A 16,086-nucleotide genomic window follows, 5' to 3' on the forward strand; every position below is an offset into this window, starting at 1 on the left:
ATAGGTAAAAAGTCAAGGCACCACGGAAACAAGGGTGCCGACTGTTAGTTTATTATATAATGAACGAACATCCTCATTACGCATTCTTAAGCAGCCATGAGAGATCGCAAGTCCCAATAAGTGTATATCTGGGGTGCCATGAAAACCAATTTCATTGCGTCCATCTGACCAAAAACCAATCCATCGGTCTCCCAAAGGACTATCGGGACCTGATGGAAATATTTTATCAGTGATGGGGTGCTGCCAAATCGGATATTTTTGCATATCCCTCACCCGGAAGGAACCTGTAGGGGTCTCCCAACCCTCTTTACCTATGGCAATGGGGTAACTGGCTATGACTTCACCTGTATGGTAAACATAGGTACGGCGATCGCTTAATTTCACCACTACTTCTATATCAGATGATTTGAGTGTAGATAACCCCTGAGAATTGGGGCTTTCTCCAGGAAGCACTGATGGTCTTTTCAGGAATGACTCATTATTTTGGGTGGTATTGCTGAGTGTATCTGATATCTCACTCACCCCGCTATTCTCGACCACCGGTTGCTGAGTGGATTTATTCCCCAGCGCCAATTCCCTCAGTATAGTGTCATTCATAATACTTCCATAGGCAGGTTCCATGGGGCTGTGAATTTTTGTTAGCCGCCAATGGACAGCCAGTGATAAAATGGCAGTGCCAAAACACATAAACATAACTATACGCGCCACAGATTCATTTCTTACCATTGCCATCGCTTATTGTTTATCTTGAACATCTTCAGGGGAATAAATGGTTTTTGAGTATGTCTCAAATTATCAATAATTTATCAGCACTTATCTGTTCTGTTTTGACATACTTATTATGTTTGTCAAGGTTTTGATAGCATTTCCCATGCTCGTTCAGTAAACATCCCAAAAATTGTGCTAAAAAGTCAGGTTTTTCGTACATTTGACCATATTAACAGAACTGAGCTTCAATATATTTTTCAATATATTTACACAAAGCCTCAAAATTTTGGCTAAAAACAGACCTTGACTTGATCTGTTGATGTCCTAATTTGAGATACTACCATGTACCAGTTAGAGATCCGTCACTGTTTCCCGGAACATTGCGCCCATTAGCTTGTCTAATAGGTAGGGATGATTTAAAGTTCAGTACGATCTATGAGCCAATCGATTAGTGTATCCTGGTCAACTGTGGATGCCAGATACCCGGAAGCATCGGTGCTTGACAAACTCTCTAATCACGATCTAATTTTACGCTGTCAAACTGGACTGCGTCCAGATCGGGCTGCATTTGCAGAGCTATTGAAGCGCTATCAAAGTCAAGTTGAGCGAACTTTATACCACCTGGCTCCAGATTGGACTGACAGGGCTGATTTGGCTCAAGAAGTGTGGATTCGAGTCTATCGAAATATTAGCCGATTACAAGACCCCGTGAAGTTTCGGGGCTGGTTAAGTCGGATTGCTACGAACTTGTTTTATGACGAGTTGCGTAAACGGAAGCGGGTAACTACTCCGTTGTCATTGGATGCTCCCCGTATACTGGACGATGGCCAGATGGATTGGGAAATTCCAGGTGATACCCCAGGACCTGAGGAAGTCCTGACAACTAGGGAGTTTTACGAGCAACTGCGAGAGGCGATCGCGGATTTACCAGAGGTATTTCGGACGACTATTATTCTCAGAGAAATCGAAGGGATGACCTATGAAGAAATTGCCGAAATCACCGGTGTTTCTTTGGGTACTGTTAAATCCAGAATCGCTAGAGCTAGATCCAGATTACAAACTCAGTTGCAAAATTATCTAGATGCTTAATTTACAAGACATCCTCTTAGGGACTTGTCAATAAATGTGTTTCTCGGCTAATGGCAAAGTTTAAACAGTCCCCCTCACATGAGGCCTAAGATGAATTAATTCGGATTTTTCTCTGCTTTTGCCCGCATATGAATGGGTCATAATGCTACAATGAAAACTAATTCTTCATTTGATGACCGTGACCTGTGGCTCAATCTTCAAGATGTGTCAGATGGGACAGGTCACCGTACTAACGAATCAACGGGTGCTATGGATATGGTGGAGCGCGATCGCTTCGAGTTATTGAGTGCTTACCTCGATGGAGAGGTAACAGCTGCCGAAAGTAGGCAAGTGGAAGAATGGCTGGAAAACGATGCCTCTGTCCAATGCCTGTATACCCGGTTACTAAATCTCCGGCAAGGTCTGCGGAGTATACCAGTACCAGCAGTTCAGCAATCATCAGAAGTCACAGCTCACCAAGTGTTAAAGCGTGTGCAGCACCGGCGTTTGCGTCTAATTCTGGGGATGGGAGGAACTGCTGTGGCGGCTTGTCTACTCTCTGCTGTATCAACCTTGCTACCCGGTGGTAAACTGAACACACCACAACTGGCGCAAAAACTACCAGCAGGGTCTACACAAGACACTATGGAGTCTCTAGTGGCTATTTCCCCCCTGATGGTGGCGTTAAATAACCCAGTCATCGAAATTCCCAAAGCTGCAATGGCTTCCCCAGAAAACTCTCTGAATTTCGAGCCTCCTCTGGGGGAAAAATAACCAGAGATTAATTCATCCAACCGCGTTATCAACTATCATGGCTAAATGAGAGCCAGAATTGAAAATACAATCCTCCTGATTCACCACGATGACTTACCAGCCTTTAAAAAAGGTGGTTCTGTGGTGAGGAATTCTTACTTTTGGTCTACATTAATTTAATGAATTTATAGTCATTTATGTACATTTGTAGTATAATATTATGAGTGTACGATCATTAAATGAATCAAACTATCTGATTATGCAAAAAAGGTAGGGATAAGTTATAGAACTGCGTGGCGTTGGTACAAATCCGGCGTAATCACAGGTTATCAACAACCTACAGGAACCATAATTATTAACCTACCTGAAACTAACCAAAACCCTAACAAATCAGATTGATACTTTGGTGATTGGTAACAACAAACAGTGGAAGCAAGATATTAATATTGGTAAGCGTAACAATCAAAATGTTGTTCAGATACCCCACTATAAATTTATCCAGCAGTTGGTTTATAAAGCTAACTTAGCTGGCGTTAAAGTTATTATCAACGAAGAAAGTTATACCTTTAAGGCTAGTTTTCTTGACCTTGATAATATCCCCGAGTACCAAAAAGGGGCAGAACGTGTATTTAGTGGTAGAAGAGTAGCTCGTGGGTTGTATAAAGCTTCTAATGGAAGGTTAATAAACGCTGATTTAAATGGGGCGTACAATATATTAAGAAAAGCAGTCCTGAACGCTTTTGCAGACGGGATAGAGGGGTTAGGAGTAACTCCAATCAGGTTTACCCCTGGTAAAGTGACTTTGTAGATTTGTCTATAATTTCACAAACTCTTTAGGTAATTATTTACAGATCATTCAGCAGGATTTAGGTTTTTAATCTTTTGAATAATGCCAGAGTTACTATGTATCAACCATATTTATCTCCCGATGATTTGCCATCCCCAAAAACAATGCAAATGAGCGGCATTTGGCTAAGTCAACTAGAAGAAGCCACCAAAAAAAGCTTTTTCTTGGCTTGTAAGCCTACAGTACGCATTTTGTTATCCAGCTGTCACTGGTATTTCAAGGTCAATAGCGGCATTCTCATGTTAATTTTGGTCTGTCATGATATTAAAAGTTATCAGCACATCATGACTACTATTCCTTATTTAGCCAACCAGTTAAAACGATTTGCCAACCAAGCTAAAATTAGCGTTAGTTCTCCAGTCAATGAAGGTATACCCTGGATGACTCACATCAATGAAGTATGGACTGGGGAAGAATTTATCTAGTATTGAAACACTTCCTACCCCATATCTCCCATGTGTAGCAGTTTGATAACTGCTACATCTTTCAAAGTTTCACATAATTCACATAATATTTAATGGATCTACATCTATAGTTAAACTCACAGCATCAGGACAAAGCGATCGCACTGACTCCCAGTCAGGTAATTTTGGTAGCACATCTGGGGCAAACTTGAGTAATATTTGCCAGCGATAACGGTTAGCTACCCGCATGACACTAGCCGGTGCTGGTCCAAGGATATCAAATCCTGGCTGAGAACTTAAAGCTGTAGCGATAATTTGCGCCGTATTCTGGACTTGAATCACATTTAAACTACTCAAGCGCAATAAAATCAATCTCCCATAGGGAGGATAATTAAGTGCTTGGCGTTGCTCTAATTCAGTTTGGCAAAAACACTGATAATCATGTTGTTGTACCGCCCCAATTACCGGATGCTCTGGGGTGTAAGTTTGCACAATCACCCTACCCACATCATCCCCCCTACCCGCACGGCCTGCTACTTGGGTTAGAGTTTGAAATGCGCGTTCACTGGCGCGATAATCTGATAAATGCAGCAAACCATCAGCAGAAACCACACCCACCAGTGTCACTTGGGGTAAATCTAAACCCTTGGTAATCATTTGTGTTCCTACTAATAAATGGGCTTCACCCTTAGCAAATCGAGTTAGTAGGGTACGGTGTGCGCCTTTATTACGGGTGGTATCGCTATCAAAACGAATATAACTTAACTGCGGAAACTGTCTTGCTAATTCTTGGGCGACACGTTGAGTACCGCTACCAAAGAATTTCAGATAAGGTGAACCACATTCAGGGCATTGTTGCGGATGCAATCGCGTATAGTTACAGTAATGACAGCGTAGTAACTGCGGCGCTCCCTCTTCAGTCTGGTGATAGGACAGCGACACATCACAATGGGGACATTCCATCACATAACCACAACTGCGACAAGACACAAAAGTACTGTGTCCCCGGCGATGGATAAATAAAATTCCCTGTTGTTGCTTCTCTTCTAGCTGATGTAAAGCTGATTGTAGCGACCTACTAAATATAGAACGATTTCCCATCTGTAACTCTAGCCGCATATCCACCAATTCCACCGGTGGTAATGGGCGAGAATTAATCCGTTCGGGAAGGGAGAGGTAATAACTAGGAATTGGTGTAGAGGGGTTTGTCAGACCGACCCAACTTTCTAACGAAGGGGTAGCAGAACCTAAAACTAAGGGACAATTTTCTAATTCCCCTCGCCATTGGGCGACGGTGCGCGCATGGTAGGTAGGAATGGGAGAATCTTGTTTAAAGCTGCTGTCGTGTTCTTCGTCTAGGATGATTAAACCTAAATTTGGCAAAGGCGCAAAAATGGCGCTACGAGTCCCGATGACTATTTGGGGTTCCCCGGTGAGCATTTGTCGCCAGGTGTCATAACGTTCCCCTTCCGAAAGACCACTATGATAAACGCTAACTTTAGCTCCGAAACGAGCGCGAAAACGGTCTGTTAGTTGGGGTGTAAGTCCAATTTCTGGAACTAATACCAGGGCGGATTTTCCTTGCTTTAGTAGAGGTGCGATCGCTTGTAAATATACCTCTGTTTTCCCAGAACCTGTAATCCCATGTAACAAGACTTGAGCAAAACCATTCAAACCTTGAATATTTTTTAATGCATTTGCTTGGTGAGGATTTAAGGTTTTGGGGTGATCTGGTGCTAGTGCTAGTCCCTGTTCTGTTCGCAGCACTTCTTTTTCTTCGATGACAATGTAACCTTTTTGTACCATGGTCTTCAGGATCGAAGAACTAGCATTACAAGTTTGTAATAGTTCACTCTGCCACAATTCCCCCCCACGCCGCCGTAATACTTCCAGAATTTCTTGTTGACGCTCGGTTAAATTATCATCAATGGTGCCAATCAAGGTAACAGCTTTCTGTAGTTTTGGGCGATTGAGTCGCGGTGCTTCTAAATAACTTTCTACTATCCCAAATCGCAACAACTCCCGCACACCTTTGTACGCTGTTCTGACTTTTTGTTGCAAGTAGACTAGGCTATAGTCTCCTGCTGATTGACCTTGTAAAAGGTTGAAAATTTGTTGGGCTGGGGGACTAAGGAAAGTTAAATCTGAGGAGATTTGTCTTTTTATTTCTGCATCCCCAACTAGGCGGAGCCGACGTTGCGATCGCCCTAGTAATCCCGGTGGTAACGCTACCCGGATCACCTGAATTAAAGGCGTATAGTAATATGCAGCTACTCGATTTAATAATTCCCAATAACTTTTGGGGAAGAACCCTTCGCTGACTATCTCTTCTACATCCTTGATTTTTTCTGGTGGTAGATCAATATTTAGTTCTGCCAATAAACGAATGGCGATCGCTCCTACTTTTTGAGTACCAAATGGTACACTTAAAATATCACCTGGTTTTACTTTTAACTCCCTCGGCAATCTATAAGTAAAAAGTCCCGTAGTTCCTGGACAGTCTACCAACACTTCAATCCATCGATTCACATTTGCTGATTGGTAAGTTTCTCCAGGTTCAGCCACCAGTAAATGCAGCGATTTTATTTGATTTTTATACATAATTCTGCTAGTTTGTCAACAATTTTATGTCTGATTTCTACCTAATTGTTTGGGCGGCACACAGATTTATCAAAGATTTTTATTTCTCAGAGGTAAAATGTATTTGATCATACTTTTCTCTCCATAATACTTGATGATTTCCCAGTTATGTAATGTACCAGACAATTTTGTCTTAACAATTCGTGGCATAAATATTTAAAATCCTCTATAAAAAATCCAATTATCTTTCCAGGGATTCCGGAAATGGTCTGACTAACTACTAAATAGGATATAGTGTTTTTCATCCCCTTGATAGATATTCAACCCTTGGTACATATGAGATGCTTTTATACAAATAAACTATTTCCCAAAATTAGACTAGTCAAACCATGTCCTTTAGGAAGCTCGATGAAATCAGCACCGAACCCAAAGCCAGATGATGATTTATGTAGTAAATTCTCACCGATGAAGCAGAAAAAGTTATGTAACTTATAAAAGATTAACGCTAGGGGGTATTTACCTGAGTTTTTGATATTTGTTAAGGTGGATAAAGGTTGAGGGCATTTGACAGATTCGGGGATTGAGAAAAACTCAGGAATATCTGTGTTGGAACCTGAGAAGATAGTTTCTGGGGGACAAAACCAGTACTTCTTAGAGGTTCTATCAAACAGGAACCAAGAAAAAGCGGGTAGGGGCTGATTTTCACTAATGAATAAGCAATTAGCTTTCCGTGTATATTTTTCTGACAAAGGGGTGCATTTGTTGGTTAGGGAAAACTACCAAGCTTGAAGCAGCGTGTCATGAAATTATGTACCAAACAAAGCAAAAATCCCTAAAGGAAACTATGAACATTGCTGAATTGGGAACAATGGAAATACTAGAAACCACTGTCGAACATGAAGAAAACTCACTGGAACTTTTAGAATCAATGGTAGAGTCAGAACCCCCAATCATCGAAAATCTGGAATCAGAGGAACGTGATGGGGATGACATGGCTGCAGCCAGGCCTTCAGGATACAACAAAACTGAGCATGATGATGCTGTAGGCGCGTTTTTTAAAGAAATGGCGCGTTATCCCCTGTTAAAACCCGAAGAAGAGGTAGAGTTAGCCCGGCGAGTTAGGTTTATCGAGGAAGTAAGGGAGATCCAAGCTGCATTGGAATTAGAACTGGGACAGTCAACCAGTAAGGTACAAGTAGCCTCCCGGCTAGAAATGACAGAAAAGCAACTAGAAAGCCGCTTATACCAAGGTCGAGTAGCGAAACGTAAAATGATTCGCTCCAACCTGAGATTAGTGGTGTCCATTGCTAAACGATACCTGAATCGCGGTGTCCCGTTTCTGGATTTAATCCAGGAGGGTGCCATGGGTCTAAATCGTGCTACAGAAAAATTTGACCCAGACAAAGGTTATAAATTTTCCACTTACGCCTACTGGTGGATTAGACAAGCAATTACCCGCGCGATCGCCAATGATGCGCGAACCATCCGTTTACCCATTCACATTGTTGAGAAACTCAACAAGCTCAAAAAAGCCCAAAGAGAACTCAAGCAAAAACTCTCTCGGAATCCCAACGAAGCCGAAATGGCCCAAGCGTTGGAAATTAGTGTCCAACAACTGCGCCAATTGCAACAATTAAGGCGACAAGCACTTTCTCTCAATCACCGTGTAGGTAAAGAGGAAGACACAGAACTAATGGACTTGCTCGAAGACGAAGATAACCTGTCTCCAGAAGCAAAAATGAATGAAAACATGATGCGTCAGGAGATTTGGGATGTCTTGGGTGATGTCCTAACCCCCAGAGAGAAAGACGTAATATCTTTACGCTACGGTTTGACAACCAGCGAACCCTGTACCTTAGAAGAAGTTGGTAATATGTTCAATTTGTCCCGTGAACGAGTACGACAAATTCAAAGTAAAGCCATGCGCAAGTTACGCCGTCCTCATATCGCCAAGCGCTTAAAGGGATGGTTAATTTAATTCCTAATCGATAATTATAAATAAGGTAAGCAAAAAACCTCACCACCAACAGCAGTGTATTTGCCAATTTCTCACTATATGGCTAGTCCACACCAGCTACCAGGCCAGGGGTGAAAGCCAACTCATCTGTTTACCCGTGAGTCATCAGGTCAGGATAACCAACATCTCAAACCCTATGTCCCCTAACGGCGAACATAGTACCTAACAATTAAATCTTGCATTCTTGTTAAGCTGGGCTTTCTGTCTGTTTCTACTTTGGTTCCTTTTGAGTTGCTCATATATTTAGGTATTTAGGCGCATCTTATCCAAAATTGTTATCAGCACCGGATTAACCCAACTAATCAAAAAATTCGTTATAGACTATGGACTATGGACTATACATGATAAATTAATGACTTGTTCTGAGAATTTGATTTTACGTTTTGCTGAACCCTCTGATACCAAAGTACTATTTAATTTAATTCAGGGGCTAGCTGAGTACGAAAAATTATCTCACGCTGTCACTGGTAATGCTTCGGCTCTTGAGGAGCATCTATTTGGCTCTCCAAAGTACATTGAGGCAATACTCGCCGAATATACAGGGAAAGTGGTTGGTTTTGCGCTTTTCCTTCACAATTATTCCACCTTCTTGACCAAGCCGGGAATTTACTTAGAAGATTTGTTTGTTTTACCAGAATACCGCCGTCAAGGTGTTGGTAAGGCTCTTTTGTCTAAAGTAGCGCAAATAGCTGTAGAGCGCAATTGTGGACGATTGGAATGGAGTGTACTGGATTGGAATGAGTCGGCGCAAGCATTCTACCGCAGTATGGGGGCGGCTATTTTGGATGATTGGCGCATTTGTCGGGTCACAGAAGATGCGATGCAAAAGTTAGCCCATCGAGGTTGAAGGTAGGAATGAAAACATCTTTCATAGATTTTCTTCACAATCAAGTTTGACAGATTGTCTTTTGACGCGGGCAATTGATTGAACTCACAATAATTGTGAAAGGTCTTGTCCGCAATTAACCGTTCTTCAGGAGAACACAAGATGAAAAAAATTATTTCTCTGATACTTCTAAGCATAACTATCTTCACCTTTGCCTTTAGTAGTCCAGCTTTAGCAGCAGATACTATTAGTGGAGCTAAAATATTCGGTGCTAATTGTGCTGCTTGTCATGCTGGTGGGAGAAATTTGGTTCAAGCTAATAAAAGTTTGAAAAAGGGTGATTTAGAAAAATACGGTATCTACTCCCAAGAGGCGATTATTAGTCAAGTTACAAATGGCAAAGCTGCTATGCCAGCTTTTAAGGGTCGTTTAAAACCAGAACAAATTTCTGATGTATCTGCTTATGTCCTAGAACAAGCAGATAAAGGTTGGTAGTTATTTCTTCATTGTGTGACCATGAGTAATGGTTTTATCTGTATCAAAACATAGTGGGAGCGTCATAACCCCTACGCTAAAGCCCAGGGATGAAAGGTGACTCAACAGGATTACACGTTAAATCAAGCAAAGCCTTTTGTGAGCCGGTATCTTACCTGCTCCCCTATGATTATGATATTGATAGCCACATCAGTATTATGAGTAACTTCGTGAACAGACTATTGATATTGTCAATAACCACAATATTCCTGTTAATAAATAATTTTACCCTGCCAGCCATGGCAGCAGACATCAATCATGGTGCAGAAATTTTTAGTATTCATTGTGCCGGATGTCATATCAACGGCGGTAACATTATCCGACGGGGAAAAAACTTGAAAAAGCCCGCCCTAGAAAAATATGGTATGAACACCATAGAAGCAGTCACATCTATAGTCACCAACGGCAAAAATAATATGTCAGCCTACCAAGACCGTCTCACCCCAGAGGAAATACAAGCAGTAGGGTACTATGTACTCCAACAAGCCGAAACCGGTTGGCGTTAAACACCCACAACTGATATCTCAAGTTTGTATAAAAATCAAAGATTAAAAATATGCTATTACCACCACAAAGCCGACTGCAATTCACCCCCGACCTAAATATTTGTCGCATTTTAAATGGGATGTGGCAAGTTTCCGGCGGACACGGACGCATTCACCCCAAAACCGCAATAGACACCATGTTTCAATACGTGGATGCAGGTTTTACCACTTGGGACTTAGCAGACCATTATGGCCCGGCGGAAGATTTTATTGGTGAGTTTCGCCGTCAAGTCATTAAAACCCGTGGTGAACAGGCTTTAGCTCAGATCCAAGCCTTCACTAAATGGGTACCCCGTCCGGGAAAAATGACCAAAAAGCTCGTAGAGGAAAATATCAACATCTCCCTCAAAAGGATGGATGTAGGATCTTTAGACCTAATGCAGTTTCATTGGTGGGAATATCGAGATACAAATTATCTAGATGCCCTTAAGTATATGGCAGAATTGCAAACAGAGGGTAAGATTAAGCATTTAGCCTTAACTAACTTTGATACCGAACACCTGAAAATTATTGTCGATGCAGGGATTAAAATAGTTTCTAATCAAGTACAATTTTCTCTAGTTGACCGCCGCCCCTTAGTGCATATGGTTAACTTTTGTCAAGACCATGATATCAAACTCTTTACTTACGGTTCTCTGTGCGGTGGTTTGTTATCAGAGAAATATTTGGGTAAATCAGAACCGCGAGGAAGTGAATTAGCTACAGTTAGCTTAAGAAAGTATAAAAATATGGTAGATGCTTGGGGTAATTGGCAGTTATTTCAAGAGCTGCTATCTACACTCAAGCAAATTGCTCAGGCTCATAATGTCAGTATTTCTAACGTAGCCACACGTTATATTTTAGATCAGCCATCTGTAGGAGGTGTGATCATTGGCGCAAGATTAGGTATATCTGAACACATAGAAGACAATGGAAAAATATTTAGTTTTACCCTAGATACACAGGAAAGCGATCGCATTAATTCTATTTGCAGCCAGTCACGGGATTTATATCAATTAATTGGCGACTGCGGCGACGAGTATCGGCGATAACTATAACCAACAGGAGCAGTTTCTAGTATGCAGCCTAGCACTACCGCCAAACCCAGCCTTATAGGCGGGAATCTCCGTTCTATCCATCATATTGCCCTCAATGTCCAGGATATGCAAGCTTCTCGGTACTTTTACGGTACTATCTTAGGTTTACATGAACTCACAGGGGAGGAAGTACCAGCCACCTTAGTAGAACTGGTGAATACAGGGAAAGTCGCTAACTTTATCACCCCCGATGGGACAATTTTAGATTTATTCTGGACACCGGAATTATCACCACCAGATCCCAATCCAGAAAAAACCTTTACCAGAGCATACCATCTCGCCTTTGACCATAAAACGAGACCTGAGCCAATGGCTTTTAGACATGGGGATAAGTCGATAGCGACTTTAGTCGCATTAGAACGATTGACTGGCTTTAGCCACAGTCGTATAATGGTAAAAGGGAGTAAGAACAACCATCTACGTGAAGAAACATCCTAGTGCGGAGAAATCCCGGCAACGGACATATCCAACTTGATTTGGAATAGTTAAAGGGCAAATAATGGCAGGATGTTGAGCGTACCTAACTGGCATTGCGATGGACTCACCAAAGCAAAAAAAAAGTAAGCGCAATTGCAATACCTTTTGTCCTGGTAGTTGTTTTGAGCGTGTAGGGTGTTTTTGCCAGCACCATTGAAGGTCAGTTTGTGGACTCTTCAAGAATCCCCCGGCTTTAGACGTGGGGAGTGTCAAATAGATCCGCAATTATTTGAGTCAGCTCTCACAGTCCTCAGAGAAAATCACATTGCGATCGCCCATGGACCTGTGACTCGTCCTACAGGTAAAGGTGTATACTTTTATGATCCCGACGGGTTTATGTTAGAAATTCGCTGCAATCCTACATCAGGTTGAAAATATCAACTAGTCTGGTGGGTACACCCTGCTGAAGCAAAACTCGCAGGGTAGCATCTTAACTAACCAAAAGTTGAGTTGTTCCAACCCCACATTGTAGCCTTAACATCCACAAATTCTATATAAATCCGATTTTCCGGGACACCTAAATAATGGTGAATCTTTTGGCAAAACTCATGAGTCATGGCTTGAGTTTGCTGATGTTTCATAGTGCCTATACTTTTAATTTCAATATAGCACGCCGGGTCTGTAGTCCCTGCAAAGGTCATAGGAATACCGGACTCAAAGGAGGTCATCACGTAAGATTCAGGTTTACCTAAATGTTGTGCTAACTTGCTAGATAAATTTTTCAGCATGCTTTCAACATCTGCTTTGTGAGGCATAGATACAGAAGTTTGGACTTTGATTAAAGGCATGGTATTGAGTTAAGATTACAGTTTTTGTGCATATTGTGCATATATTTAACTTTATCGGACTCCGGGTGAAATAGATATAGGTCACAGATATTTAATCATCAGATGAGCGAAATATATGACTATGTTCGGGATGGTATAAACGGGATCTCCGAACTAGGGGCGTACCCCATGGACGTTGTGCGGGTGAAAGTGCGGGACTAATGATGTAAAGTGTGGTACGAATTAGGTTTTCTTCATGGGTACAGTTTGCCATTTCCCCCAGAGGGACAACCATGATTTTCTCATCAGGCCAACCAATGCGAAAGCAAATTGCTACTGGGGTGTCCTGGGGATAATGTGCTAAAAGTTTGGCTTGGGCGGTTTCTATGTGACGCGCACTTAGATATAAACACAGACTAGCTTGATGTGCTGCTAGGGCGGCTAATTCCTCCGAAGGGGGAACGTGGGTACGTCCACTCGAACGGGTGAGAATAATGGTTTGAACTAAACCGGGTACCGTTAACTCAATTTTCAGCTTCGCCGCTGCAGCTTGAAAGGCGCTAATACCAGGGATGATCTCAAAGGGGATATTAGCCTCCCCTAAGAGTTGCATTTGCTCATAGATAGCACTGTAAAGGCTGGGATCTCCCGAATGGAGACGGACTACAGATTTATCCGATCGCACTGCTGCAATCATCAGTGCTAGAATTTCCTCTAAGGTCTTATTTGCAGTGGGAATAATTTCCGCATCTTCTCGACATAAATTTACAATTTCTTCCGGTATTAAAGAATCCGCAAATAAAATTACATCTGCAAGGGACAAGAGTTTCTGGGCCTTGACTGTTAATAAATCGGGATCTCCTGGACCTGCTCCCACAATATAAACTGCTGGACGGGTCATATCTAGATTATTTTTCATACAAATAATAATGACTTATTTTCTGTAATTGACGCGATATCTAAATGCGAAAAACCTTTTTTTGGGATTTTTGCCCTAAAGTTCCGGATTGCTCCCTAATTATTAGTAGAGATGAATGGTAGATGCACCCTGGTTAGGCCCTAGAGTTTACTCTGGGGCATTTTTTCCTTTTCCCTATATATCCCTGATTCCTTCATCCCGATGGGGAGACGGAATTAAATCAGGTAAAGGGCGTTTAAATAAGTAGAGCCAAGCTAATCCAGCTAGTCCCAGCACAATAGCAATTAAACTGACAACTTGTGCAATACGAAGGGAACCCAGCATTAAACTATCAATGCGAAACCCTTCAATCCAGAAGCGTCCTAAACTGTAGCCCACCACATAAAATAAAAATATTGTCCCTAAGCGCCAGGGTGATTTCCCAGATAAACCCCGGAAAAATAAAGTAATCAGCAAAGCGAATACTATTAAATTCCACAGGGATTCGTACAGAAATGTGGGATGAAAATATTCAAAATTAACTAAAGCTAGAGGACGGTTTTGTGGGGGAATATATAGCTTCCAAGGTAAATTAGTAGGACGACCAAAGGCTTCGGAGTTAAAGAAGTTCCCCCAACGTCCAATTGCTTGTCCTAAAATTAGGGAAGGAGCCACTAAATCAGCTAATTGCCAAAAAGAAACTCTATTGAGTTTAGCAAAGATTAAAGCTGCTAAAGTACCACCAATAATCGCTCCGTGAATCGCAATACCTCCTTGCCAAATAGCAATAATTCTCTCTGGATGCTGCTGATATTCTGACCATTGAAACAAAACATAATAAAGCCGCGCTGCGGGAATCGCCCCAATCACTAACCAAATTGATAAATCAGCAATCAATTCTGGATTAACATGACGGCGCTTTGCTAGATACTGGGAAAGGCTCACACCGATGATGACTGCTATGGCAATTAACAATCCATACCAGCGGATACTGATAGGCCCCATGTCCAGGATCACCGGTCCGGGAGAAGTAAATTCAAATGCTAAAGGCAAAGTGTAAATATCCAGTCCCATGTAAATTACGAGTTGCGTTCCTGGTAAGACATATTTATTATGGCAGAACTAACATTAACACTGAAGCTAGTATGAAAACCTTATGAGGTATTTACACCTGAGTCATTTTGTGTTAAAGTTATCGTGGTAAGGGTTATTAAAGTAGCTTTGGTATATTAAATCTGGTATATTGAAAATGGTATATTGAAAATTTTGTGATTGCTATTTATCCTGGCAGCTTTGACCCCATCACTTTAGGTCACCTTGATATCATTCGGCGTGGTAGTCGGCTGTTTGACCTGGTGATTGTTGCTGTACTGCGGAATCCGAATAAAGTACCATTGTTTACAGTACAGGAAAGATTAAATCAAATTCGGCGCACTACTCAACATCTGACTAATGTGGAAGTGGATGGTTTTGACGGTTTGACTGTTAAGTATGCCCAACAAAGACACGCACAGGTTTTAATACGAGGCTTACGGGCAATTTCCGACTTTGAAGTGGAGCTGCAAATGGCTCATACTAATAAAACTATTTCCACTCAAATAGAAACAGTTTTTCTGGCAACATCTAATGAGTATAGTTTTTTGAGTAGTAGTGTGGTAAAAGAGATTGCAAGGTTTGGCGGATCTGTTGATCATCTTGTTCCCCAAGAAATTGCCCTGGATATATATAAATGCTACAACCACACCCATCCCACGACCAATTGAATGACAATGGTAGTTATCCCCCCCCGGAGGAGTATATCAATGGAACCGAAAGCGTCAATATTATCGAGGAACTTAATCGTTTAGAGGATTTAATTCTCTATGGTTTTTGTATTCCTTTCACGGGACGCACTATAGTTAATGAAGATAAGCTGATTGAGCAAATCGATTTTATTCGCCTGTCTTTACCAGGGATTTTTCAGGAAGCTACTTTTGTCCTGGAACAAAAAGAAGAGGTTCTGCTGGAAGCTCAAGAGTATGGACGACAAATTATAGAAGCGGCTCAAGCTAAACGAGGGCAAATTTTAGCTGAAAGTGATATCCTCAGGGAAGCCGAACAAAAAGCCCAGGAGTTGCGCACACAAGTTCAGCAGGAATGCGAGGCGATGATGCAAGCTACTCTCGCGGAAATTGACCAAAAGCGCCGCAGTTGTGAAGAGGAGTTGGAGCAGTTGCGACGAACAGCTATAGCTCAAGCTCAAGAAATCGAAAATGGCGCGGATGAATACGCTGATACCGTCCTGGAAAATATGGAGAAGGATTTGCAGGAGATGTTAGGTATTATTGTCAATGGTCGCCAGCAGTTGCGCTGTAATACACCTCCTACGAATAGTAGAATTTAGTGACACCCAAGCTCATGTATCTGATTATCTTGACTTGATGCGATCGCCCAGGGGATAAAGCAGCACCTGGATAAGATCCCCCACTTCTATAAAAATTGATGGTGAGAACTCGGGAATATGAGTAACGAATAAAAGCGATCGCACTGGCGTTTTGTCAGTCAACAGTCAACCGTGATCACAGTTATAATCAAATCAACCTATAC

18 protein-coding genes and 1 pseudogene are annotated in these 16,086 nt (G+C 41.8%); 13 read left to right on the forward strand and 6 right to left on the reverse strand.

The features are described from left to right. Positions 1 to 12: 12 nt before the first annotated feature. Positions 13 to 732: a L,D-transpeptidase gene (locus NWP21_RS16965; RefSeq protein ID WP_271734770.1), complete on the reverse strand. Its 720-nt coding sequence runs from the start codon at positions 730 to 732 to the stop codon at positions 13 to 15. 411 nt (positions 733 to 1,143) lie between these two features. On the opposite strand from NWP21_RS16965, the gene NWP21_RS16970 reads away from it, so the two are divergent. From NWP21_RS16970 to NWP21_RS16985, 4 genes are all read left to right on the forward strand, one after another. Further along, on the forward strand, positions 1,144 to 1,797 hold the full coding sequence (locus tag NWP21_RS16970; protein ID WP_271734772.1) for a sigma-70 family RNA polymerase sigma factor: 654 nt from the start codon (positions 1,144 to 1,146) through the stop codon (positions 1,795 to 1,797). A 150-nt stretch (positions 1,798 to 1,947) separates the two neighbouring features. Further along, entirely contained in the window at positions 1,948 to 2,550 is a 603-nt protein-coding gene (locus NWP21_RS16975; RefSeq protein ID WP_280793584.1) for a transcriptional regulator, read from the forward strand. A 343-nt stretch (positions 2,551 to 2,893) separates the two neighbouring features. Next, positions 2,894 to 3,337, forward strand: coding sequence for an IS200/IS605 family accessory protein TnpB-related protein (locus tag NWP21_RS16980; RefSeq protein WP_280793596.1), 444 nt, complete (start codon positions 2,894 to 2,896; stop codon positions 3,335 to 3,337). Between the two features lie 95 nt (positions 3,338 to 3,432). Continuing rightward, positions 3,433 to 3,801, forward strand: a complete 369-nt coding sequence (locus NWP21_RS16985) for a hypothetical protein (RefSeq protein ID WP_271763934.1) — start codon at positions 3,433 to 3,435, stop codon at positions 3,799 to 3,801. Positions 3,802 to 3,879: 78 nt separating this feature from the next. Here the strand turns inward: NWP21_RS16985 and priA are convergent, their stop codons facing one another. Continuing rightward, positions 3,880 to 6,381, reverse strand: a complete 2,502-nt coding sequence (gene priA / locus NWP21_RS16990; protein ID WP_280793585.1) for a primosomal protein N' — start codon at positions 6,379 to 6,381, stop codon at positions 3,880 to 3,882. Between the two features lie 787 nt (positions 6,382 to 7,168). Here priA and NWP21_RS16995 point away from each other — a divergent pair. From NWP21_RS16995 to NWP21_RS17025, 7 genes and pseudogenes are all read left to right on the forward strand, one after another. Next, on the forward strand, positions 7,169 to 8,338 hold the full coding sequence (locus NWP21_RS16995) for an RpoD/SigA family RNA polymerase sigma factor (RefSeq protein ID WP_280793586.1): 1,170 nt from the start codon (positions 7,169 to 7,171) through the stop codon (positions 8,336 to 8,338). A 391-nt stretch (positions 8,339 to 8,729) separates the two neighbouring features. Then, positions 8,730 to 9,224 (forward strand): GNAT family N-acetyltransferase, encoded by a 495-nt coding sequence (locus NWP21_RS17000; RefSeq protein WP_271732930.1) that lies wholly within the window; start codon positions 8,730 to 8,732, stop codon positions 9,222 to 9,224. Between the two features lie 141 nt (positions 9,225 to 9,365). Then, on the forward strand, positions 9,366 to 9,698 hold the full coding sequence (petJ, locus tag NWP21_RS17005; protein WP_280793587.1) for a cytochrome c6 PetJ: 333 nt from the start codon (positions 9,366 to 9,368) through the stop codon (positions 9,696 to 9,698). 209 nt (positions 9,699 to 9,907) lie between these two features. Next, positions 9,908 to 10,243, forward strand: coding sequence for a cytochrome c6 PetJ (gene petJ / locus NWP21_RS17010; RefSeq protein WP_280793588.1), 336 nt, complete (start codon positions 9,908 to 9,910; stop codon positions 10,241 to 10,243). Positions 10,244 to 10,293: 50 nt separating this feature from the next. Further along, positions 10,294 to 11,313, forward strand: coding sequence for an aldo/keto reductase (locus NWP21_RS17015; protein ID WP_271732923.1), 1,020 nt, complete (start codon positions 10,294 to 10,296; stop codon positions 11,311 to 11,313). 27 nt (positions 11,314 to 11,340) lie between these two features. Continuing rightward, positions 11,341 to 11,796: a VOC family protein gene (locus NWP21_RS17020; RefSeq protein WP_280793589.1), complete on the forward strand. Its 456-nt coding sequence runs from the start codon at positions 11,341 to 11,343 to the stop codon at positions 11,794 to 11,796. A gap of 252 nt (positions 11,797 to 12,048) precedes the next feature. Continuing rightward, positions 12,049 to 12,207 (forward strand): annotated as a pseudogene (locus tag NWP21_RS17025) (VOC family protein); the annotation flags it as partial. Positions 12,208 to 12,269: 62 nt separating this feature from the next. Here the strand turns inward: NWP21_RS17025 and NWP21_RS17030 are convergent. From NWP21_RS17030 to lgt, 3 genes are all read right to left on the reverse strand, one after another. Further along, a complete protein-coding gene (locus NWP21_RS17030) occupies positions 12,270 to 12,623 on the reverse strand; it encodes a phenylpyruvate tautomerase MIF-related protein (protein WP_271732919.1) in 354 nt (117 codons plus the stop codon). Between the two features lie 91 nt (positions 12,624 to 12,714). Further along, complete coding sequence (gene cobM / locus NWP21_RS17035) at positions 12,715 to 13,521, reverse strand: precorrin-4 C(11)-methyltransferase (protein WP_280793590.1); 807 nt, start codon at positions 13,519 to 13,521, stop codon at positions 12,715 to 12,717. 174 nt (positions 13,522 to 13,695) lie between these two features. Continuing rightward, positions 13,696 to 14,574 (reverse strand): prolipoprotein diacylglyceryl transferase, encoded by an 879-nt coding sequence (gene lgt / locus NWP21_RS17040; RefSeq protein WP_280793591.1) that lies wholly within the window; start codon positions 14,572 to 14,574, stop codon positions 13,696 to 13,698. A gap of 194 nt (positions 14,575 to 14,768) precedes the next feature. On the opposite strand from lgt, the gene coaD reads away from it, so the two are divergent. Together coaD and NWP21_RS17050 are read left to right on the forward strand one after the other, a co-directional pair. Then, positions 14,769 to 15,263, forward strand: a complete 495-nt coding sequence (gene coaD / locus NWP21_RS17045; RefSeq protein WP_280793592.1) for a pantetheine-phosphate adenylyltransferase — start codon at positions 14,769 to 14,771, stop codon at positions 15,261 to 15,263. Then, on the forward strand, positions 15,230 to 15,883 hold the full coding sequence (locus tag NWP21_RS17050) for a DivIVA domain-containing protein (protein WP_280793593.1): 654 nt from the start codon (positions 15,230 to 15,232) through the stop codon (positions 15,881 to 15,883). The genes coaD and NWP21_RS17050 overlap by 34 nt, the downstream gene beginning before the upstream one ends. Before the next feature lie 24 nt (positions 15,884 to 15,907). Here NWP21_RS17050 and NWP21_RS17055 read toward each other — a convergent pair whose 3' ends face one another. Then, positions 15,908 to 16,045: a hypothetical protein gene (locus NWP21_RS17055; RefSeq protein WP_271733281.1), complete on the reverse strand. Its 138-nt coding sequence runs from the start codon at positions 16,043 to 16,045 to the stop codon at positions 15,908 to 15,910. Positions 16,046 to 16,086 lie beyond the last annotated feature (41 nt).

It is taken from the genome of Anabaenopsis sp. FSS-46, from assembly GCF_029891665.1.
In the GTDB taxonomy this organism is placed as follows: Bacteria; Cyanobacteriota; Cyanobacteriia; order Cyanobacteriales; family Nostocaceae; genus Anabaenopsis; species Anabaenopsis arnoldii.

Coding starts and splice junctions, on each gene's coding strand:
- NWP21_RS17050 (WP_280793593.1), top strand. CDS start 15,230: ATGCTACAACCACACCCATCCCACGACCAATTGAATGACAATGGTAGT.
- NWP21_RS17030 (WP_271732919.1), bottom strand. CDS start 12,623: ATGCCTTTAATCAAAGTCCAAACTTCTGTATCTATGCCTCACAAAGCA.
- NWP21_RS17000 (WP_271732930.1), top strand. CDS start 8,730: ATGACTTGTTCTGAGAATTTGATTTTACGTTTTGCTGAACCCTCTGAT.
- NWP21_RS16965 (WP_271734770.1), bottom strand. CDS start 732: ATGGCAATGGTAAGAAATGAATCTGTGGCGCGTATAGTTATGTTTATG.
- NWP21_RS16985 (WP_271763934.1), top strand. CDS start 3,433: ATGTATCAACCATATTTATCTCCCGATGATTTGCCATCCCCAAAAACA.
- petJ (WP_280793587.1), top strand. CDS start 9,366: ATGAAAAAAATTATTTCTCTGATACTTCTAAGCATAACTATCTTCACC.
- NWP21_RS16995 (WP_280793586.1), top strand. CDS start 7,169: ATGTACCAAACAAAGCAAAAATCCCTAAAGGAAACTATGAACATTGCT.
- priA (WP_280793585.1), bottom strand. CDS start 6,381: ATGTATAAAAATCAAATAAAATCGCTGCATTTACTGGTGGCTGAACCT.
- NWP21_RS16975 (WP_280793584.1), top strand. CDS start 1,948: ATGAAAACTAATTCTTCATTTGATGACCGTGACCTGTGGCTCAATCTT.
- NWP21_RS16970 (WP_271734772.1), top strand. CDS start 1,144: ATGAGCCAATCGATTAGTGTATCCTGGTCAACTGTGGATGCCAGATAC.
- NWP21_RS17015 (WP_271732923.1), top strand. CDS start 10,294: ATGCTATTACCACCACAAAGCCGACTGCAATTCACCCCCGACCTAAAT.
- lgt (WP_280793591.1), bottom strand. CDS start 14,574: ATGGGACTGGATATTTACACTTTGCCTTTAGCATTTGAATTTACTTCT.
- cobM (WP_280793590.1), bottom strand. CDS start 13,521: ATGAAAAATAATCTAGATATGACCCGTCCAGCAGTTTATATTGTGGGA.
- NWP21_RS17020 (WP_280793589.1), top strand. CDS start 11,341: ATGCAGCCTAGCACTACCGCCAAACCCAGCCTTATAGGCGGGAATCTC.